We start from the raw sequence: 20,843 nt of genomic DNA on the forward strand, positions 1-20,843 counted from the left end.
AACCGCACGAAGCATGCTTCCGGCCCCGGGACTCTTCCTGGTCCGGAGGTTTTTCGGGCAATGCCCAATCTGTTCCAGGAAGATTCCAATGGCCGTGTCGGTTGATGATTTTGCACCTGACTATATCGGCAAGGATGTGGATGATGTCGTCATCTTGGGAGGCGGGCTTGCCGGCCTTTTCTGCGCGCTCAAACTCAGCCCCAGACCCGTTACTGTCATTACCAATGCTCCGATCGGACAGGGGGCATCTTCCGCCTGGGCTCAGGGCGGTATTGCGGCGGCCATTTCGGAACAGGATTCGGTAGAAGAGCACAGGGATGACACGCTGGCCGCCGGCGGTGGTATTTGCGAGCCCAAGATCGTCGACCAGATGACCCGTGAAGGAAGCGACCGGGTTCACGACCTCCTGTCCTATGGCGTTCCATTCGACCAGGACCTGGAAGGTCGCCTGCAGCTTTCCCGCGAGGCGGCCCATTCGCAAAGCCGTGTCGTGCGCGTTCGTGGCGACATGGCTGGCAAGGCCATCATGGATGCGTTGACGACAGCTGTGCGGAACACACCTTCGATCCGTGTGCTGGAAGGATACATCGGCGAAAGTTTTCTGAGTGAAGGCCGCTATGTCACCGGCGTTCTCGTCCGTCGCCGGGGCGGTATTTCGCGTCTTGCCTTTCCGGCCAAGGCAGTTGTTCTCGCATCCGGTGGGGTTGGCCATCTATACGGCTTGACCACGAACCCGCACGAGGCCAACGGTCATGGGCTGGCGATGGCTGCTCGGGCAGGCGCCGTGATTGCCGATGCAGAATTCGTTCAGTTCCACCCGACCGCACTTGATGTCGGCAAGGATCCGGCACCATTGGCAACCGAAGCCCTGCGTGGCGAGGGCGCGCTTCTTGTCGACAAGGCCGGAAACCGCTTCATGGAAGGGGTACATCGGGATATGGAGCTTGCGCCACGCGACATAGTTGCCCGGGCGATCCACGGGCAAATCCTGGAAGGCCGCGGTGCGTATCTCGACTGCAGGCAAGCCATCGGTTCGAACTTCAGGGAAGAGTTTCCGACAGTCCATGCGGCAGTAAGTGCGGCGGGCATCGATCCGGAAAAGGATCTCATACCGGTTGCGCCGGCGGAACATTATCACATGGGCGGCGTCTTGACGGATGCGAACGGACGGACCTCCCTCGACGGTCTTTGGGCCGCGGGAGAAGTGGCCTCGACCGGTGCCCACGGAGCGAACCGGCTCGCGTCAAACTCACTTCTGGAGGCGGTTGTTTTCGCAGCGCGCATTGCCGAGGACATACAGGGCCTCATGCCAACGCCGCGCAGCGCGTTTTGGGACAAGATGGACGATGCCCCGGGACTGCCAAGCCAGCGAAACGTTGAAGAACGAGACGCCATCAGCGTTCTCAGAACAACATTGTCGAACAACGTCGGTGTGTTGCGCGATGCAGCCGGTCTCAGAACGGCACTGGCCGATATTGCCAATGCGGAAAAGATCTGCGTCCGGCGGTCGATCAAGAACATGATGATTTCTGGCAAGATCATTGCCGCGGCGGCATTGAAGCGCGAGGAAAGCCGTGGTGGCCACTTTCGCAAGGACTTCCCGCAGGAAAAACCGGCTATGGCCAAAAGATCTTATACCAGTCTGGAAGAGGTCGAGGCGATTTCAGCCGAGGCACTTGAGACGGCTTGAGCGGAATCGAGTAAATGAGCGATAGACTTCTTGCCGAGTTGCCACAGCTGATGGTGGATGAAACGGTCAAAGCTGCACTTCTGGAGGACTGGGGCCGTGCCGGTGATATCACCAGCCAGGCAACCTTGCCCAAGCATGCACGTGCACGCGCCGTCATCGCCGCGCGCAAACCTGGTGTTCTGGCCGGACTGGGATTTGCCGAAAGTGCTTGCCGCCAAACCGATGCAGCACTTTCCTTCTTGCCTCTCAAGCAGGATGGAGAGCGCCTCGCCCCGAACGATCAGGTTGCCAGGATCGAAGGACCGGCGCGGGCTTTGCTTTCTGCCGAACGCGTTGCGCTGAATTTCCTGGGACATTTGTCGGGCATCGCCACTGCAACATCGCGCTTTGCAGATCAGATTGCGCATACCAAGGCGAAAATTGTCTGTACGCGCAAGACCACGCCGGGTTTGAGGGCGTTCGAGAAATACGCGGTCAAATGTGGTGGCGGCGCCAACCACCGGTTTGGTCTTGATGACGCGATCCTGATCAAGGACAATCATATTGCGGTTGCCGGTGGTGTTTCAAAGGCCATCGATGCGGCCAGGGCATTTGCCGGACATCTGGTGAAGATCGAGGTGGAAGTCGATACGCTCGACCAGCTTCGCGAAGCACTTCAAGCTGGGCCGGATGTGGTCATGCTCGACAACATGAGCCCTGAAACGCTTCAACGCGCCGTCGAGATTGCAGCCGGCAAGGTCATTTTGGAAGCGTCCGGTGGCATTGAGCTGGATACGGTCAAGGCCGTGGCAGAAGCAGGTGTGGATCTGATTTCATCAGGTTGGATCACCCATTCTTCCCCCGTGCTGGATCTCGGGCTCGATATCGAGATCGCCTGACCTCGTGCCGTGTGGCGGGACCTCGACTTATCTGCGGAAGTGCGTCAGTCTGAGCCGGGAACCAACTGAACCTCCATGAACTGTCAAGGTGAAGGCGGATGGCTTTCTGTGACAGCAAATAGGCATCACGGCGACGCGCTTTGGAACAATCTCAGGACGGCAACCCGGCGAAACCGGACCAGTATCTGGACGCAGGCAGATCTGATGCCACGACGGTGGATGTTTGTTTCCTTCTTTTGAATAATTTTTCCCTGCTGTCCTTTGCGTCCGCGATTGAACCGCTGCGTATCGCTAACAAGGTTCTGAAACGCAAGTCGTTCAACTACAGATGCTGCACGGTTGACGGTCTTGATGCAATCGCAAGCAATGGCAGTGTCATGCGAGCTGATTGTGCACTGGAGGAAATTGCCAGGGCTGATCTGGTTGCAGTCTGCAGCAGCGATGACGTTGAACGTGTTGAATTGACGGCAAGACAAAAGGCGCTGATCCGGCAGCTTGCCTTGCGGGTCAACCGTGTCGCGGGCATTTGTACCGGTGCCTACGTTCTGGCTGATCTCGGGTTGCTGGACGGCCGGGCGTGTACCATTCACTGGGAATACGCCGATCTGTTCCGGGAAATGTTCCCAAGGACCGACCTGGTTGACAACCTCATTCAGGCCGATGGCCGGTTCCTGACATGCGCGGGCGGCACTGCCGCAATCGATCTCATGGTCGGCTTTATTGCGGAAGTGCACGGGAGCACGGTTGCCGGTGACGTTGCGGACATAGCGCTGCACCACGACATGAGGTCGGGCGAGGAGCGGCAGCACACGGTAATGCGCGACGATCTGGAGATGGTGCCGAAAAAACTGCGCGTTTGCATCGAACTGATGACCGAACATGTCAGCGAACCACTGTCACTTCAGGAAATTGCCAACCGGCTCGGTGCGAGCCCGCGCCAGCTGCAGCGTGATTTCCACAAATACCTGAATTGCACCCCGCTCGATTATTACAGCAAGATCCGCATCGACATCGCACGTCAACTGGTGTGCCGGACGTCGATGCGCATAATCGATATCGGTGTTGCCTGTGGATTTTCCAGCGGCTCTCATTTTTCAAAACGTTACCGTGCAGCGCATGGCCTGAGCCCGGCGCAGGACAGAGAGCTCCGGAGCCGGAAGCTGGAACGCTGAGACAACGGACGCATTGCACATGGCGCCTTCAGTCATATTGCCGACAACATCAGTCAACAGGACTTGAGCATTGCCGATCTTCGATGGATCGGGATGTTGGCTGGAAAAACCTTTCGAGCGAGTTCCATCGGACATGCAAATGACCGCCGAACTGGTCGCAAGTGGTTCCTTCCGATCGGTTTTTGCCTTAGCGTCGGCTCAAACATTCTGGAAAGGGAGCATTGGGACACCGTAATGAGCGATCAGAATCCAGACGCTGGAAAGTCGGATGAATTCGACGTGGCGCATCGGCTGACCCGATTGGCGCAGATTCCGATGCTGATCGGCCTTTCGGTCGGCATGGTCCTTTTTCTGATTACGTTTTTCGTTGATATCTACGACGCGGTCGCCACCTACGAGTTTCTGGACCGCAAGAAGACGATCCTGCTGATCCTCAACCTGCTGGACATGGTTTTCATCGCCAATCTGGTGGTGATGGTGGCCAACAACACCTACAACACCTTCCGTCTGAAATCTTCTGCCCACGGCGAAGGGTTCATCAAGGAAAGCGAAAGGGCTTATCGACGGATGAAGCATCGGATCGTGTCGACGATCGTCATCATCTCGTCGATCCATGTTCTCAGCGAACTTTTGGAGTTTTCGCAAGTCAATGCGTTGCAGGTCGCCGCGCTGTTCGGGTTCCACCTGATCCTGCTGGCGACCTATGTGGTCACAAATGTTTTCAGGACCAGCGATTGAACCGTCAGGAAATCCTGATCAGTTCCAGCCGCCTGCATAGGTCTTGTAAAAGATGTGTAATCCGACCTGGCCACGCTTGGCCATCGATTTGGCCCAACGCGGATTGACGTAGGTTGCGTGGTAGTGCGTCGAGGCATCGACCATCTTCAGATACTGTTTTCCGTCCAGAACGTCTCTGGCGAGACGTTTCGCCGTCTTCCAGGCATCCTTGCTGGAAATCCGGTCCTTGATGCCGTCGCAGGCAAAGGAGAACTGGCAGCGATTGCGCTTGTGCTTGTTCTGGTAGACGACACCGCAGATTGACTTCGGATAAGACGGGTTCTTCACCCGATTGAGAACCACCTGCGCGACGGCAACCTGGCCTTCTTCGCTTTCGCCGCGTGCTTCGAAATAGATGGCTTCGGCCAGACAACGTTGTTCCTTCTTCGTGCCGACGGAAAGTGGCAGTGGCTTTTGCGCCCACCAGTGCGGATTGTCCGGATCTTCAGGGGGCGGCAGTTCCTGTTCGTATTTCACCGCACCGAAAAGAGCGTCGAAAGGCTCCTTCGTTTCCTTGACGCTTTCGGGTGCATAGGCGGATACGAGTGAAAAACTCGCTGCTGCCGCATTTCGCGCCATCATCACCTTCTGCAGGTCGAGCGGACCACCTTCAAGAAGACCGTTCTTGCCCGCCTCCGCGAGACGTGTGGTTTCCTTTGAATCGAGCGGTTGAGGCTTGACGAAGGCAACACGCGGCAGATCTTCATGCTTCTTCTCGGTGGAGATCATGCTGGACATGGCGTAAACATTGCCTGACGCCCCGTCGACCATGTGCCGGTCCGGAGCAATGGTGATGAGGCGGTCGCCTTTTGCCGATGTGTTGGTCAGGATCGTGTCGGGTACGGTTGTCGGTCGAGCGCTTGCAAAGACGTCCTCAAGGCCATAAAGCGGGCGGGCTTCGACACCTCGCTCAGCCGAGGTCAGCGTCAGGATCGGAGCACTCGTGTAGTCGGGAATTGCCGGAGTGCCAAGTGCGAGCTTTGGAGCGACCCTCGTGGCGAAATTTGCCGGTTCAAGCGCCATCATCCAGCGCGGTGACTGGTCTTTCCTTGCGTTGATCAGTGCGAATATGTCCTGCTCGCCGATGGAGCCGCCAAGCATGAAAAACAGCACGGGGCTTGTCGCCAGAGCGATTTTCATTCGGCGCAAGCGTGTGCGAGCCGAGCTCTTGTTCTGTGAAACTGCAGAAAAAAACCGCTTTCCGTGGCGGGATAAAGGGCCAAACATACGCAGCCAACTCCAACTCGTTGCACACCGTCCCGGAAGCCGGACGATCAGCGCTAACGTTGTGTGAACAACAACGCCGGAATTGAGAATGTCCGCTTAACCTTGAAAGAGCGTTAATGCGAGAGGATTTGACCGGTATTCGCGGATTTTTTTCTAGCGCACGGGGAATTATGGTTAACGCAACAAAGTTTTAACGATACCTCACAGGTCGGTTACTGGAGGATATTCTTAATAAAAGTCTAACGCCCGCCGACCCTCAGACCCGGCGCCGGACGCTCGCTCATGAGTTGATGGCGGAACCTGAATAGCGCTGCCGGACGTCCACCCGTGGCAGTCGACGTGGCACCGGTTGGCTCTACAAGATCGGCGTTTTCGACCAATCTTCGAAAGTTCTGCTTGTGAAGGTGACGGCCCGATATTGCTTCCACGGAAGTCTGCAGTTCCGTCAGCGTGAACACTTCAGGCATCAGTTCGAAGATTACCGGCCGGTATTTCAGTTTCCCGCGCAAACGGGAAATGGCTGTCGCCAGTACCCGCCTGTGGTCGAAACGCATGGACACACCCAGAAAGGGCAGGGTGTCTCTTGCGAGCGCAGCCGGACGGCCGTCCCGCTTGGCTTCGCGAAGCAGGCCTGCTTCGTAAAGCAATTCGAAACGCTCCAGTGCCCTTTCCTCGTCCCAGTGCGTGGCATCCGTGCCAAAGGCCAGACGAACACGTTCCTGACGCGCGAGCGGTCTCGGGGGTTCGCCCTCCATCGGCGGCTCGCTCGCCCAGGTTTCAAGGGCAGGAAGAATGTCCCTGTCCAGAAGGAAGGGCCGCCCGCTGCGCCAGTCTTCCCAGGGAAAATAGTCGTACCATGAGCGCCAGGCCGAATTGTGCCGTGCAAGCGTGTTTTCGGAGCCTGCCGTTTGGCGGGTGAGCGCCAGATAGCCGACAGAGACCACATGGGGTCCCTCGTCTCCGGTGACCCTGTGGCGACCACGGTCCCCGAAGGTATAGAGTTGCTCGACATATCCCAGGCTGAGCGCAGTCTGGTTTTCCACCCAGCTTCTGAGGCCGATTTCGAATGTCCGGTGATGGATGGGGTCAAAGGGGCCGAAGGGCAGGCTGTCGAGGTCCGCCTCCTTCTCGTCGTTGACGTGCACAATCTGAGGCGTTCCGTCCGAAACCGAAACGATGACCGCGTTCAAACCGATCTCAATACTGGCGTGCCTGTGTGGCATGAAGCTCCCCGGTCGGTCTAGTCGATCGGCATTATGAATGGAGTGCCTTCGAATGCATTGGCACCTCGGCCGATACCCCGAATGGCATCAATCATGCGGCCATCCCGTCCGAGCAACTTGTCCGCCATGGCGATAATGCGTGCGTTCGGCGTTGCGGAAGGTGACGTTTCGCGCAGCGCCGACGCCAACCTGTATTCGTCCGCTTCGGAGTTGAGGGCACACGCAGCCACATAGGCGCCGGCTGTCGAGCGGCTGATTCCGGCCCAGCAATGGATGACCATGGGGGCTTTCCTGTCCCATTCCCTGACAAAGGCGAGCAGATCTTCAACATGCTGTTCGTTCGGTGGTGTCAGCAGGGCGACCTGTTCAACGATATCATTGAAAGCCAGGAAGAGGTGACGGTCCGGGGAGACCCCTGCGGGCGTTGGTACGTCCATCTCCGCATTGATAAGGGTGACGACGGACCTCGCGCCTGTTTCGGCGACTGTTTCGTTCAGTTTTGATAGTGAGCACACGTGCAGCATGGCAGAACCGGGTTATTTGTTTCTGCCTTTAAGGTAGGGTTATTCGCCCTTCAGGTCACGCGTTTGCGCGCTCGCCACTCGGTTTGTTCCCAGCTTCGCGCAGTTTTTCTATTTCATGAAACCGTTCCAGGAACTTCTCTTGAGCCTGTGCCACCGGCAAAGGCTCCAGCCCATACTGCAGACGGTTGTCCTTCCCGAGTGCAAAAGCCCTGGGACGCCCGAAGATCCTGGCGGCTTCCTCCTCATCAAATCCGGCAAGTTCCACGGCTTCGAAATAAGCGGAGATAATGTCGGCGCGTTTTGCCAGCTTCTTGACGGTTTGCGGAATTTCGGCCGGCAGGCCGAAACGAAGATGAATTGCCGCCTGAAGGCGTGTCTCCACCGCCTTGTAGGCTTCGCCGATAACCGCCTTGAACGGCGATATCATGTCACCGATCACGTATTCCGGGGCATCGTGAAGCAGGACGGCCTGACGCCAGTGAGGCGGTAGGTCGGGTTTCAGCTTCAGCGCGATGTCCTCGACGACCAGACAGTGCTCGGCCACCGAAAAGGCATGGTCACCGTTGGTTTGGCCATTCCAGCGCGCCACACGGGCAAGCCCGTGAGCAATATCTGAAATTTCGACATCCAGCGGTGAGGGGTCGAGCAGGTTGAGGCGTCGACCGGACAACATGCGCTGCCAGGCGCGGGGAGGCTGATCGGGACGGGCTGTGGGCATCGGTCCTTGGGTGCGAATGGCGGTTTCAGTTTGCGGTGCTCTGTTCTGGCCAGGAAAAGGATGCCCAATCTGGGATCCTGACCTGCACCTTCGCGTCACCGCATTGAAGTGGGGTGCCGTTGTCCTTGGCTTGCGCCGCCTTGTCAAGACGAACCAGCGCAAGACCGATCTGACCTGTGCTCGAACCCAGTTCACCGATCGATTTGCCACCGGAGGTGACGGGTGTTCCCTTTTCCGGCAGCTTGTCCGAGCTTTCTACCAGCACAAACCGCTTGCGGGATGTCCCCCTGTGGTGGACGCGCGAGACGACTTCCTGCCCGACATAACAACCCTTGCTGAAGGAAACGCCACCGAGTTGGTCAAGGTCCGCATCATGCGGAAAGATATCGGAATAATCGAAATCCTTGAGCCCTTCGGGAACACCAAGGGCGATTCGGTGAAAATCGTAGTCCTCCAGGCTGGCGGCTTCGGCAGTATTTTCCGCCAGCAGGGACCCGACCTTACCGACAACACGTTCTCCGAGCGCTGGTACTCGCGGGTCTGTCACCGCCAGCAACGCAGTTTCAAATACAGCTGTTCCATTCCAGACGGCAATCACGCCGAGATCTTCATCCATGTATTCCAGATCGACCTTGGCACGAAGTCTGTAGAACGTCAGGCGTTTCAACAGGTCGGGTGCCGTCTCAAGAGGTGCATCCAGCAGGTAGCCGTCTGCTGTCTTGTAAATCAGAAAATCGAAAAGGATTTTGCCCTGAGGTGTTAGCAAGGCACCTGCACAGGCGCCGTTCTCGTCAGTTTTCTCGATATCGGCCGTCACGAGGTTTTGCAGGAAATGATGTGCGTCGTCACCGGCAACCCGGATTAGGGCACGGTCGGTCAGGTGGGTTATCTTGGCGGACGGCACGGCGCGCTCCTGATAGGGTTACGTGAATGAAGCTATGGTCTCTTCGGCGAAATAAGTGTTTTGACGGAGCGCGGCAAGGGCGGGATTACGCAAACCGGATCTGGTCCTTTTGACAGCGCGCGCGTATAAGCCCGATTAGACGACACACCGCAGACGAATTCACCGACGGAGGAAACCCGATGAGCGAGACCTATGACCTGATCCTGAAAGGTGGCACGGTCGTCAATCAGGACGGTGAGGGCATTCGCGATGTCGGTATCAGAAATGGACGGATTGCCGGGATCGGATCCTTCGATGCTTCGCAGTCCGGCGATGTGATCGACTGCACGGGATTGCATGTCCTTCCGGGGGTAATGGATACTCAGGTGCATTTCCGCGAACCGGGGCTGGACCACAAGGAAGACCTTGAATCGGGATCCCGCGCCGCAGTCATGGGCGGCGTGACGGCAGTGTTCGAAATGCCCAATACCAATCCCTTGACGACGAACGAGGAAGCATTGGCCGACAAGGTCAGGCGTGGGCACCACCGAATGCATTGTGATTTCGCCTTCTGGGTTGGTGGGACCCGGGAGAACGTAAAGGACATACCGGATCTGGAACGTCTGCCTGCCGCTGCCGGCATCAAGGTGTTCATGGGTTCCTCCACGGGTGATCTGCTGGTGGAAGATGACGACGGTGTAAGGGATATCCTGTCGGTGACCCGCCGCCGAGCAGCATTTCACTCCGAAGACGAGTTCCGCCTGCGCGAGCGTCAGGGAGAGCGGGTCGAGGGGGATCCGAGTTCGCACCCGATCTGGCGCGACGAGATTGCTGCCCTTCAATGTACGCAGCGTCTTGTTGGTATTGCTCGTGAAACCGGTGCAAAGATCCATATTCTGCATCTTTCCACTGCAGAAGAAGTCGACTACCTGATCGATCACAAGGATGTGGCATCGATCGAGGTGACGCCGCACCATCTGACCCTGACGGACGAGGCCTATCACCGTCTCGGAACGCTGGTGCAAATGAACCCGCCTGTACGCGCACCACGTCATTCCGAGCGGCTTTGGTGGGCATTGAAGCAAGGTGTTCTGGATATTTTCGGGTCAGACCACGCCCCCCATCTATTGGAAGAAAAACAGAAAACCTATCCGGCTTCGCCGTCGGGGATGACGGGTGTGCAGACGCTCGTTCCGATCATGCTGGATCACGTCAGCAAGGGTCGCCTGAGCCTGGCGAGGTTTGTCGACATGACAAGCGCGGGTCCGGCACGCCTCTTTCAGACGGCACGCAAGGGGCGGATCGCGGTCGGCTACGACGCCGACTTCACGGTGGTCGACCTCAAGCGCACGGAAACCATCGGGAATGACTGGATCGCATCCAAATGCGGCTGGACGCCCTATGACGGCAAGGAGGTCACCGGTTGGCCTGTCGGCACGATGGTTCGCGGCGAGCGCGTGATGTGGGAAGGTGAATTGTCGGTACCGTCCAGGGGGGAAGCCGTCGTTTTTCAGGACGGGATTAGGAAGTAGGGTTCCTTTTCGGCGACACTGATTGAAAATACCGCGAAATTCGGGGCTCTTTCCGCCAAGATGGACCGGATCACGCGCAGTTTTGAAAACCATCCGTACAATTTGTGATGTGAATAACAGCTGGAAGCTGGCTAAACTGCCAGGGTCAAATTGCCAATGGGCGAAGGAAACCAATGGGTAACCGTGTTTCCTAACCCGATCTAAAAAAGTTTTGAATAGAGTTTTCTGCGAGCTTTAAGGGTTTTTCGTTGGAGAGCTCAGGGATGTCGTCAAAAATGTTTCAAGTAATGCGTACTGGCAGGTTGGGCCTTCTCTTCACTGCCGCAGTCTTTTCAGTCAGCACCATTTCTGCGTCAGTCGCACGTGATACGACTGCTGACGCGGGCAGGGAGCAGCCGGATGAAACGCCGCTCCATATGCTGGTTTCCATCAAAGAGCAGAAGATCAAGGTCTACCGTGGATTGGACCTGATCGAAGTGTCGCCGATTTCGTCCGGCAAGCGAGGGCACAGCACGCCGACTGGTGTGTTTTCGATTTTGGAAAAGCGCCGCAAGCACTTCTCAAATCTCTATGACAATGCGCCGATGCCTTTCATGCAGCGCCTGACCTGGTCTGGAATCGCGCTCCATGTAGGGCGGCTTCCGGGTTATCCCGCCTCGCATGGCTGTATCCGACTGCCCCGTTCCTTCGCAAAGTCGCTCTATTCCATGACAGAGCGCGGCATGCATGTTGTTGTGACGCGTGATCACGCGGAGCCTGTGTCCGTTCGTCACGGCGTGTTGCCACAGCCCTATGTGCCGGCAACTGAAGTGGCAAGTCTTTCCGGGCAAACCATCGCCTCGGATCCTGCCTTGCGCGGTGCGATCCGCCCTGCGAACCTGCAGGCTTCGCTGCCGGTCGCACAGCCGGAAAATCCATATTTTGATCGTCCGCTGCGGATGATCATCACGCCTCAGAAACTTCCGAGCAAGAGAAGGGTGTTGCAGCGCCTGCTGAACCAGATGGGCTACAACGCCGGTCCGGTTGACGGAGTTGTCGGCCGCAAGACCCGTGCAGCAATCCGCCTCTATCAGGAAGGTGCCGACCTGCCGGTTACCGGACGCATCACGGATGCACTCGTCGCACGTATCCATATGGAGGCAGGTTACGAAAAGCCGCAGAACGCGATCCTTCGTGTTCGCCGCAAGTTTTCGGATATCTATTCGGCCCCGGTCTCCGTCAAGAATATCGACCAGGAAATCGGCACACATGTTTACACCGCTCTCGACTTTGAAAGGGGTGGCAACTCCGTCGAATGGATTGCGGTCTCTGCCGAAGGAGAACGTGGCGGTCAATCGGACGAGTTGCTGAACCGGATCGAAATTCCGAAAAAGGTTGCCACGGAGCTTGCCAAGATGCTGACACCGGGCACCTCGCTGACGATCACGGACCGGAGCTTCAAGCGCAACACCGGTCTGGGAACCGACTTCGTGGTGATCACCCGCTGAACCCGGACTTTCCGTTGGACTTGGAAATTACCCCCGCTTTTGCGGGGTTTTTTATTGTCCGGATAAGCGCACATTTCACCCGGATCGTCACCAAACTGTCGTGTCAGTCACGTATCGGAAGGCAATTCATCGATGCGGTGACTCGGGAGAAACCAATGGCGCAGAGCACGCTCACAGCTTCAAAGAAACGTCTCGACAATGCGGTACACCGCTCTGAGGTTACTTCCCGCGAAGGCATTTTGGAGCGTCTCTTCACCTTTGCCTTCAAGGGGCTGGTTTACCCGCAGATCTGGGAAGATCCGGACGTCGACATGAAGGCGCTTCAGCTGACGCCACAATGCCGGATGATCACGATCGCATCGGGTGGCTGCAATGTGATGTCCTATCTGACTGCCAATCCCGCGGAAATCACCGCCGTCGATCTGAACCGGGCCCATGTGGCTCTTGGCCGTTTGAAGCTTGCAGCAGCCAGGCACTTTCCGAACTATGAGACATTCTACAGGTTCTTCGGCGAGGCTGACGAGAAGGCGAATGTTGCTGCGTATAACCGGTTTTTGAAAGACAATCTCGATCCGGACACCATAGCCTACTGGGAAGGGCGCGACCTGGCCAACTGGGGCCGCAGGCGCATCTCACTGTTCTCGCGCGATCTCTATCATCATGGCCTGCTTGGATATTGCATTGGAGCGGGCCATCTCATTGCACGCCTTTACGGGATCAATCCGAAGCACATGGTGAAAGCCCGCTCCCTGGAAGAACAGCGTACCTTCTTCGATACCGCCCTGGCGCCACTTTTCGACAAGCGTCTGGTGCGTTGGGCGACCTCGAAGAAAATGTCTCTTTATGGTCTTGGGATCCCTCCTGCACAGTATGATGCGCTTGTTTCCGCGAACGCTGATGGTGACATGTCTGCTGTTCTGCGCGACCGGCTGGAAAAGCTGGCATGCGATTTCTCCATGAAAGACAACTATTTTGCCTGGCAGGCATTTGGCCGCGGCTATGCACCCCAGGCAGGGGAGTCGACCGGGAAATCGGGCCCGTTGCCACCTTATCTGAAACGCGCGCATTTCGAGGAGATACGTGCTCGAGCGAACCGGGTACGGGTCCTGAACCGGAATTTTACCGAACATCTTCAATCCGTCTCCGGCGACAGTCTCGACGCCTACGTGCTCCTTGATGCCCAGGACTGGATGACGGATTTTCAGCTGAATTCTCTTTGGGCGGAAATCACCCGGACAGCGCGGCCTGGCGCAAGGGTCATTTTCCGGACCGCCGCCGAACCGACACTGCTTCCGGGCCGTGTTGCGGACGACATCCTCGATCAATGGCGTTACGAGGAAGGCGAGAGCCTGGAACTCGGCCGGCAGGATCGCTCCTCCATCTATGGTGGCTTCCATCTTTACGTGTTCAACGGATAGTGCGCGGAACGGATTGCCGGATGAGTGAAGCTGTCGAAACGGCTAGATTGATGGACGCGGTCTATCGCCATCAGCGCCATGTCTACGATCTCACGCGAAAATACTATCTGCTGGGTCGCGATCATCTGATCAGGGAACTGCTGCCGCCAAGCGGCGGTGATGTTCTCGAGTTGGGATGCGGCACCGGGCGAAATCTGATCGCGGCTGCAAGAATCTATCCCGACGCGAATTTCTATGGTCTGGATATTTCAGCGCAAATGCTGGAAACGGCTGAAAGAAATATCGCAAGAGCGGGACTGGGCAGCCGGATCAGGCTGATCGAAGGAGATGCCGCCAACCCGGCAGCAACTGACGCCCTGGGCGTAGCGTCGTTCGACCGGGTGTTCTATTCCTACACGCTCTCGATGATCCCGGTCTGGCGGGAAGCGCTTTCAGCCGGGGCATCTCGCCTGAACACGGGTGGCCGCATCCTTGTGGTCGATTTCGGTCAGCAAAGCGGGCTTCCAGCCTGGTTCGGCAAAATCCTGTTTAGGTGGTTGAAGTCGTTTCACGTCACACCTCGGGCTGATTTGAGAGAAGAGCTTGAACTGGTCGCAGCAAAGTCAGCGTGCCGGCTTGAATTCCGCAGTCTTTACCGCGGTTATTCGGACTATGCGGAATTGCTCAAAAGATGATGCCGATCCTTTTACGGCTGCAAAGATAAACTCCTCCCGGCGAGCGGCAATGGGAAAGCCGTCAATGCGCCTGCTCGCGCACCTTTTGCATCGCGTTTGCAAGATTCCGCTCCATCGCACCTTTGTTTATCGACAGGATCTGGAAAAGCTTCTCAGTCCAGGAAAGAGCACCGGACGCCAACAGGAAAGTCTCGGGGACGACGACCCATTCACCGATCCAGGTCCCACCGGAGCGTTCGTGTTGGTGAAGAGTGAGTTCCCCGATCTGTTCGGCGCGCTGGCGTCCGAGCCTCGCCACAGCTTCAGCGAATTCCGATGCGCGTTGGTTGCGTTTGTGACCCATGGCAGACGAAGCCCCCTTGCCGGGTGACGGGTTTTCCGCAAACTCGGCAATATCGGAAGAAGACAGCAGGTTGACGTTTTGCGCGATCTTGCAAAGTGTGCCGCAAAGGGTTCCGATCGCACCCACAATGTCGGCGATCCCGTCCCGGGCATTTTGCCAGTGTGGCTCGACAACATGCAGTCCGAGATCTTCGGCAATTCCAGCTTTGATCGCTTTGCCTGTTCCACTCTCGTAGGCTTGAAGGTCTCCGACCGGACCACCGATCTGCACATTCAATCCCCGTTGTCCGGCTTGTTCAATGCAAATTGCCCTTCTGCGCAGCTCCGATTTCCAGACTTCGAGTTTGGTGGCAAGGTTCAGCGGCACGGCATGTTGACCGTTGGTCCGGCCGATCATCTGCTGCATTCCATGGTCGTTGATATGCGCATCGATGCCAGCGAGGATGCCGTCAAGAAGAGTGGAGATCTGCCGAAGTCCATCGCGCATCTGAAGTGCCAGGGCGGTGTCCATGATGTCCTGGGTTGTGGCGTGATGGTGAACATGGCCCTGAGCGTCTCCCAGGCTTTCGCGCAGTTGCCTCACAAGACCTACGATCGGCCGGCCGACCAGCATCATGTCTTCACGAAGTTGGTGCCGGTCAATATCGGCAAGAGACAGGCCTGCCAGTGCCGTTGCAACGCTCTCAGGTATCAAACCATGTGCGGCCTGATGTCTTGCCAGTGTCTGCTCGACCCTGAGCCAGCAATCGATGGTTGCGTCCTCCGACCAGGCAGCGCGCATTTCGGGGCTCGAAAAACAGTCCCGGTAAAGGGGAAAATCAAGCATCGCCGAGCTCTCCGTCAGCGATCCTGCGCTCCTTGACGATGGACCGGATGCGGAATGCGATAGCGGCACATCCGATCAACAGGAAAGCAAGCGCAATCGGTCTCTCGAAAAAGATCAGGAGGCCGCTGTCCGACATCAGAAGAGACTGGCGGAAAGTTTCTTCCGCACCCTTGGCAAGGACGAACGAAATCACGAATGCGGCAATGTTGAAGTCATGTCTGCGCATCAGCCAGCCGACAAACCCGGCAACTGTCATAACTGTAACGTCGAACATGGACGCGCGCGCGGAGTAGGCCGCGACAAAACTTGTCAGGAAAATGATCGGATAAAGAACGTTGGTCGGGATTTTCAAAATTAGCCGGGCGACCTGTGTTGCACCGAAGTACCCGATGACGCCATATGCCGCGATGCCGAGCATGCCACATGCAAACAAACGATAGACCAGCTCCTTGTCCGTCAGAAAAAGCGTTGGTCCGACCTGGATGCCGTGGATGAGAAAGACACCCAGAAGAATTGCGCCAATCGTTGAACCGGGAATACCCAGGGTGAGCAGCGGAGCCATGGACGGACCGGAAACGGCATTGTTGGCTGCCTCCGGCGCTGCAACGCCCTCCAGGGCACCCTTGCCCCATTGCTGCGGATTTGTTGCGCGTCGTTTGCCTTCGCCATAAGAGATGAAGGCGGCGATTGCCGAACCCAGTCCAGGCAGCACACCTATCCCGGCGCCGATCAGACCGCCTCTGAATGCATGCGGCAGGCATGGCTTGTATTCTTCCCAGGTGAGGCTGTCATCATCGGCCGCTGTCTGGTTGTCATCGATTCTGCCAGCTGATTTTCGCCGTTCTTCCATCTGTGAGAATACCTCACCGAGGACAAAAACGCCGATCATGAGAGGCACCAGGCCAATGCCGTTGGAGAGTTCGAAGGAACCGAAGGTGTAACGCTCTTCGCTGGAGATCGGGTCCAGACCGACCATCGCGACCAAAACGCCGAGAAGGGCGGATGCAAGTCCCTTGACGATGGATTTTCCGATGACGGATCCAATGACCACAAAGGCTGCAAAATAGATTGCAAAGGTTTCCGGCGGCCCGAGCTTGAGCGCGATAGCTGCGATGAAACCGACCCCTGCAACAAGCAGGATGTCACCCATGAAATCGCCGATGACCGATGAAATCGTTGCGACCTTCATGGCCTTTCCGGCCTTTCCGGCCCTGGCAAGAGGGTAGCCATCGATCTGGGTTGCGGCGCTTGCCGCCGTTCCCGGCGTATTGAAAAGGATGGCGGCAATCGAACCGCCGTAACGGCCGGACTTGCCGATGACGTAAAGAAAAGCCAGTGCGAAGAGCGGCGACATGTAGAAGGTGATCGGCAACAGCATCGCGATTGCCGCTGATGCTGTCAGTCCGGGCGTTGCGCCCACGATCATCCCGACGACGGCCGCCAGCAGGATCGCCGCGAGAAGGGTCGGATCGGTCACGACGGACAGGAGAGCAGGAAAGATTTCCATCGGGTTTACCCTTTGATCCAGTCGAGCAGATCGAACACTTCGCCATAGGGCGGAAACACGCCGAGCAGCTCAAAAAACAGAATGTGGAAGATGAGCGGGCACAGGATGACCGACACGGCCAGACCGACCCGGCTGCGAATTCCGAACAGGAAAAGAACGACCGGTGCCGCAAGGGCCGTTGGTAGAACGTAGCCGAACCATCGGATCGATTGCTGGTAAAGCAGGGCAATCACAAAGAGCCCTATGACATCCCCGGGAAACGGTTGTTTCTCGTCTTCTCCCGGCTTGGGCGCACCGGCAAATGCCGTGCTGCCGAGCATGAACGACGCTAGGCCGAGCAAAGCCAGACTTGCAGAAAACGGAACAATTCCCGCCCAGGTGTCACCAGTCGATGCTGCGGGTACCTGCCAGGCTCCCCAGAGCCCGACAAGGGCAACCACAGCCAGAACCAGGCCTTCGGAATAGGCGCGCATGACAGTCTCCCGAATTCCGTTGGAGGAGTGACGGACTGAAGAGACAGCCCGTCATTGACAGTTCAGTTGCTCAGGCTCTCGACCAGTGGCCGGGCGTCGTTTTTCATGGCACTCAAGGTTGCCTTCGCATCGACACCTTTCTGGTAAACCGGACCCGTACCCCGAGGCGCAAGCAATTCTGCGAATTCCGGCTTTGACGCGATCTGTTCAAGCGCAGTCTCCATGGCCGAAACAATCTCGGCAGGTGTGTCCTTCGGCGCAAAGACAATGACAGGGGAAGAAACCGCGGCGAACGGAATACCCAGTTCGCCGAAGGATGGCACGTCCTTCATGACGGCATCGCGATCCTGGCTGTTGACCGCCAGGGCCCGCAGCTGATCCTCAAACCCTGCAAGCTGCTGGACACCGAGAAACCCGAAATCCGCCTGTTCGCCGATCAGGGCCGCACGGGTCGGACCGCCGCCCTTGAACGGGACGTCTTGCGCATCGATGCCGTTGCTGGCAAGAAAACCAAGCCCACCGACATGATGAAATCCACCACGCCCGGAATGAGCCCAGCGAAGTGAACCCGGATCCGCCTTGGCTGCGTCAATTACATCCTGAACGGATTGAAACGGACTGCCGGTCGGCACCATGAGCGATGTCTGCAACTGACCGACCTGAGCCACGAACTGAAAACTCTCAAGCGCGTCGATGTCGGTGTCGAGCGTTAGCGTGGACAGCAGGAACGATCCGCCGGAGGTCATCATCATCGTGTAACCGTCCGGGCGTGCGCCGACGGCCGAATTGGCCCCGTTCAGTCCTGCAGACCCTGGCTTGTTCACCACCACGACGGGTACGTCCAGTATGCCTTCCGCGGCCTTGGAGATCGCGCGGGCATAGGCATCCGTTCCCCCGCCTGCCTTGTAGGGCACCACGAGATTTATGGGACGTTTGGGCCAGTCGGCCGCAAGACTTGCACCTGAAGTGACGGCAATTGCAAGCGCCGCACCAACAGCGCCAAGGAACGTTCTGCGTTTCATTTTTTCCTCCCGAACTCGATAGTCGGACATTACGCCATGTTCTCAATTGCGAAAAATGCAAATATGTTATCTACTCTTGCAAATTTTGAAAGTAAGACCCGATGAACATCAAAGCGCTAAGGGCCTTTCGCGCCACGCTTTCGGAAGGATCTTTGACAGCCGCATCCGAGATCCTGCATCTCAGTCAGCCGGCGATTAGCCGGCTCATATCCGGACTGGAAGCTGAATTGCGACTGCCGTTGTTTGACCGCAGCGGCCGAAACCTGACGCCGACCCGGGAGGGGATGGCGTTTTACCGCGAGGCCGGGCGCATCCTGGACAACCTCGACGAAGTGCCGCGTATCGCCGCGGAGATCCGGGCCGGCAGAACCGAAACCTTGCGGGTCGTCACGATGCCGCGCGTGGCGCAATCCCTGACAGCTGTCGCAGTGGCACGCTTCATGTCCGAGAACCCCGAGACAAATGTAAGTCTGGATGTTCGTGCGCGGCGCGACGCCGGAAAATGGCTCGCCGGGCGCGAATACGATATCGGTATTGGCGCCCTTCCGGTGGATCATCCGGGGATCCGGACGAAAGCGCTGATCCGCGTACGTGCCCAGGCCGTTCTTCCCAGCACACACAAATTGGCAGATCGGCAGAGCCTCACCGCTGCCGATCTTCGCAACGACACGGTGATACGTCTCATGCACGGCTTGCTTTTGCGCGATCAACTGGACGATTTCTTCCGGTCAGCCGGCATAACACCTCAACAGAGTTGTGAAGTAGCAGCATCTCAGCTGGCCTGCTCACTGGTGGCTGAAGGATATGGCATCACGATCGCAGACGAACTTGTTGCCGCGCAGGTGTCCCTTGACCGTCTCGCCCTTGTGCCGGTTGTTCCGGAACGATGGATGACTTTCGGGCTGCTTTATCCTGCAGGCCAGGAGAAATCCGCAGCTCTTCTTCAACTGGAGGACATCCTGCGCGCACTCTCGGAACAATTGGCGGCAAGGAGCCCAACTCTTCTGGTCGCAGGACCAGATGAAGGGAAATGATTTGAATTCGGTTTCCAAAATTCTTGAAAATAGTATTCAAAGACAATGCATGATATATCTACGAATTTACTCAAGGTAAAATTGCTAACATTTTAGTTTGTCGGAATAGTTTGAAGTTTCCGGGAGGTTGTTACAGGAGGAGTTATGTCTGAAACCTATTATCTCATGGGAATGATCATGGACTTTCACTCGTCCAGTGCCGAAGACGGATATTTCCTGTGCAGCGCTATTCTTTCAAGCGGCGCCGGTGCGCCACCCAATCGTCACATGAATGATCAGGAATCATTTTTTATCCAAAAGGGCCAAATCGAGTTTTCTGTCGGTGATGAGATCATAACCGCCGGGCCAGGCCAGTTTGTGAAGGTTCCGCGGGGCGAAGTTCATGCGTTTCGCAATGCGACGGATCAGGAAGCGGAAATGCTGATCCTCAATGTGCCGGGCTCCATTCATGAAAACGTATTCAGGATTTGTGGCACCAAGCTGGAGCCGGGGTCGCGTGAGTGGCCCTCTCCCGAACCGGAGCTTGACATGGCATGGGTTGCAAGGGTTTGCGCTGAAGAGGGGCTGGAAATAGTCGGCTAGCGAGAAGGCTTCATGGTTGCCGGGTTGGTGCCTGGGTCAGTCCCCGGCCACGAAATAGTGCAGGGTTCCGTCCGGACCGATGCCGACGCGATAAAATGTCCAGGCCCCGAATTCTTCCATTTCCGCAAAATCACCGGCTGTAATGATCCGGTACATTTCCACCTTCTGGTCCGGCGTCAGGCTTGATAGCGGGAAGCGGGCAAAATACGGCCAGATGTACATTTCCTGCGGTGTTCCGGCATCGACGTGAATGAAGCCGGCCTCGAGTGTATCGGCGAGGATCGCCAGGATCTCAAAACCCTCGCCGTCGCCCGAACTTTCCTTCAGGAAGTCGATCGGATCACCGATGTCACCGAAGGAAAGTGTCGGCGGCAATTCGTTGCTCTCCAGGACCATTTGCAACCGGTTCATGTCCCCCTCAAGAGCTGCTTGTCTCAACTGCGAGTGCATGCGCGCGACCGGTTTTGGCAGGACAGATGTGTTGTAGAGAACCTGTGGCGGTGTGAGATCTGTCGAAGTTTCCGCCTTGGTTTGATCCGGTTCACGCGATAGCTCGCTTTGTGGAACGCCGAGTTGATCCACCGGTATCGGGGCTGTTTGCGAATTGCTTTCCGGACTGACCGGTATGGTGTCCGTCGTGACACTCTTGCCGATGCCGGCAGTTGGAAAAAAGCAGAATACCAGAACCGCCACCCAAATTACCCGTTCCATGGCGAACTCCTGTGAATTTTGATTTGTTGCGCTTTGCCCCGCAGGGACATTCCTTAAACAATTCGTGGCACGGTGGAAACTGGCTGAGGGTATTTTCCTGCGCGTGTTTTCGGCGTCCCGCGTCGTGCGCGACCCGGCAGGGG

At 57.1% G+C, this 20,843-nt stretch carries 20 protein-coding genes; 10 read left to right on the forward strand and 10 right to left on the reverse strand.

All coding sequences use genetic code 11. The features are described 5' to 3' along the window. Positions 1-88 precede the first annotated feature (88 nt). The 4 genes from ACO6TI_RS12845 (at position 89) to ACO6TI_RS12860 (ending at position 4,478) form a co-directional block, all read left to right on the forward strand. Positions 89-1,690, forward strand: coding sequence for an L-aspartate oxidase (locus tag ACO6TI_RS12845; protein WP_422385050.1), 1,602 nt, complete (start codon positions 89-91; stop codon positions 1,688-1,690). 14 nt (positions 1,691-1,704) lie between these two features. Beyond that, a complete protein-coding gene (gene nadC, locus ACO6TI_RS12850) occupies positions 1,705-2,568 on the forward strand; it encodes a carboxylating nicotinate-nucleotide diphosphorylase (RefSeq protein ID WP_108874623.1) in 864 nt (287 codons plus the stop codon). Between the two features lie 140 nt (positions 2,569-2,708). Beyond that, a complete protein-coding gene (locus ACO6TI_RS12855) occupies positions 2,709-3,740 on the forward strand; it encodes a GlxA family transcriptional regulator (RefSeq protein ID WP_196877613.1) in 1,032 nt (343 codons plus the stop codon). A 234-nt stretch (positions 3,741-3,974) separates the two neighbouring features. Next, positions 3,975-4,478, forward strand: coding sequence for a YqhA family protein (locus ACO6TI_RS12860; RefSeq protein WP_055112613.1), 504 nt, complete (start codon positions 3,975-3,977; stop codon positions 4,476-4,478). An 18-nt stretch (positions 4,479-4,496) separates the two neighbouring features. On the opposite strand, the gene ACO6TI_RS12865 is transcribed toward ACO6TI_RS12860, so the two are convergent. From ACO6TI_RS12865 to ACO6TI_RS12885, 5 genes are all read right to left on the reverse strand, one after another. Beyond that, positions 4,497-5,657, reverse strand: a complete 1,161-nt coding sequence (locus ACO6TI_RS12865) for a cell wall hydrolase (protein ID WP_209004595.1) — start codon at positions 5,655-5,657, stop codon at positions 4,497-4,499. A gap of 326 nt (positions 5,658-5,983) precedes the next feature. Then, positions 5,984-6,967 carry an NUDIX hydrolase gene (locus ACO6TI_RS12870; protein ID WP_104703503.1) on the reverse strand — a complete coding sequence of 328 codons (984 nt, stop codon included), beginning with the start codon at positions 6,965-6,967 and terminating at the stop codon, positions 5,984-5,986. Between the two features lie 17 nt (positions 6,968-6,984). Next, complete coding sequence (locus tag ACO6TI_RS12875; protein ID WP_055111274.1) at positions 6,985-7,491, reverse strand: tyrosine phosphatase family protein; 507 nt, start codon at positions 7,489-7,491, stop codon at positions 6,985-6,987. A 55-nt stretch (positions 7,492-7,546) separates the two neighbouring features. After that, positions 7,547-8,209, reverse strand: coding sequence for a YfbR-like 5'-deoxynucleotidase (locus ACO6TI_RS12880; RefSeq protein ID WP_422385051.1), 663 nt, complete (start codon positions 8,207-8,209; stop codon positions 7,547-7,549). A 25-nt stretch (positions 8,210-8,234) separates the two neighbouring features. Beyond that, positions 8,235-9,113 (reverse strand): YgfZ/GcvT domain-containing protein, encoded by an 879-nt coding sequence (locus ACO6TI_RS12885; protein WP_422385052.1) that lies wholly within the window; start codon positions 9,111-9,113, stop codon positions 8,235-8,237. A 179-nt stretch (positions 9,114-9,292) separates the two neighbouring features. Between ACO6TI_RS12885 and ACO6TI_RS12890 the strand changes: the two genes are divergently transcribed. The 4 genes from ACO6TI_RS12890 (at position 9,293) to ACO6TI_RS12905 (ending at position 14,203) form a co-directional block, all read left to right on the forward strand. Beyond that, positions 9,293-10,624, forward strand: a complete 1,332-nt coding sequence (locus ACO6TI_RS12890; protein WP_422385053.1) for a dihydroorotase — start codon at positions 9,293-9,295, stop codon at positions 10,622-10,624. Positions 10,625-10,899: 275 nt separating this feature from the next. After that, positions 10,900-12,111 (forward strand): L,D-transpeptidase, encoded by a 1,212-nt coding sequence (locus ACO6TI_RS12895; protein ID WP_196877616.1) that lies wholly within the window; start codon positions 10,900-10,902, stop codon positions 12,109-12,111. A gap of 155 nt (positions 12,112-12,266) precedes the next feature. Continuing rightward, a complete protein-coding gene (locus ACO6TI_RS12900) occupies positions 12,267-13,529 on the forward strand; it encodes a DUF3419 family protein (RefSeq protein WP_422385054.1) in 1,263 nt (420 codons plus the stop codon). A gap of 20 nt (positions 13,530-13,549) precedes the next feature. Next, positions 13,550-14,203: a class I SAM-dependent methyltransferase gene (locus tag ACO6TI_RS12905; RefSeq protein ID WP_422385055.1), complete on the forward strand. Its 654-nt coding sequence runs from the start codon at positions 13,550-13,552 to the stop codon at positions 14,201-14,203. A gap of 61 nt (positions 14,204-14,264) precedes the next feature. Here the strand turns inward: ACO6TI_RS12905 and ACO6TI_RS12910 are convergent, their stop codons facing one another. The 4 genes from ACO6TI_RS12910 to ACO6TI_RS12925 form a co-directional block, all read right to left on the reverse strand. Continuing rightward, positions 14,265-15,371, reverse strand: a complete 1,107-nt coding sequence (locus ACO6TI_RS12910; RefSeq protein ID WP_422385056.1) for a lyase family protein — start codon at positions 15,369-15,371, stop codon at positions 14,265-14,267. Beyond that, a complete protein-coding gene (locus ACO6TI_RS12915) occupies positions 15,364-16,878 on the reverse strand; it encodes a tripartite tricarboxylate transporter permease (RefSeq protein ID WP_055111288.1) in 1,515 nt (504 codons plus the stop codon). The genes ACO6TI_RS12910 and ACO6TI_RS12915 overlap by 8 nt, the downstream gene beginning before the upstream one ends. 5 nt (positions 16,879-16,883) lie before the next feature. Beyond that, complete coding sequence (locus ACO6TI_RS12920) at positions 16,884-17,351, reverse strand: tripartite tricarboxylate transporter TctB family protein (RefSeq protein WP_108874616.1); 468 nt, start codon at positions 17,349-17,351, stop codon at positions 16,884-16,886. Between the two features lie 62 nt (positions 17,352-17,413). Further along, positions 17,414-18,373 carry a Bug family tripartite tricarboxylate transporter substrate binding protein gene (locus ACO6TI_RS12925; protein ID WP_055112617.1) on the reverse strand — a complete coding sequence of 320 codons (960 nt, stop codon included), beginning with the start codon at positions 18,371-18,373 and terminating at the stop codon, positions 17,414-17,416. Positions 18,374-18,474: 101 nt separating this feature from the next. On the opposite strand from ACO6TI_RS12925, the gene ACO6TI_RS12930 reads away from it, so the two are divergent. Then, positions 18,475-19,407, forward strand: coding sequence for a LysR family transcriptional regulator (locus ACO6TI_RS12930; RefSeq protein ID WP_281926399.1), 933 nt, complete (start codon positions 18,475-18,477; stop codon positions 19,405-19,407). 144 nt (positions 19,408-19,551) lie between these two features. After that, positions 19,552-19,989: a cupin domain-containing protein gene (locus tag ACO6TI_RS12935; RefSeq protein ID WP_055111294.1), complete on the forward strand. Its 438-nt coding sequence runs from the start codon at positions 19,552-19,554 to the stop codon at positions 19,987-19,989. Between the two features lie 36 nt (positions 19,990-20,025). Here the strand turns inward: ACO6TI_RS12935 and ACO6TI_RS12940 are convergent, their stop codons facing one another. Continuing rightward, entirely contained in the window at positions 20,026-20,700 is a 675-nt protein-coding gene (locus tag ACO6TI_RS12940; protein WP_422385057.1) for a hypothetical protein, read from the reverse strand. Between the last annotated feature and the right edge of the window lie 143 nt (positions 20,701-20,843).

This window comes from Roseibium album (assembly GCF_965233825.1).
GTDB classification, from domain to species: domain Bacteria; phylum Pseudomonadota; class Alphaproteobacteria; order Rhizobiales; family Stappiaceae; genus Roseibium; species Roseibium album.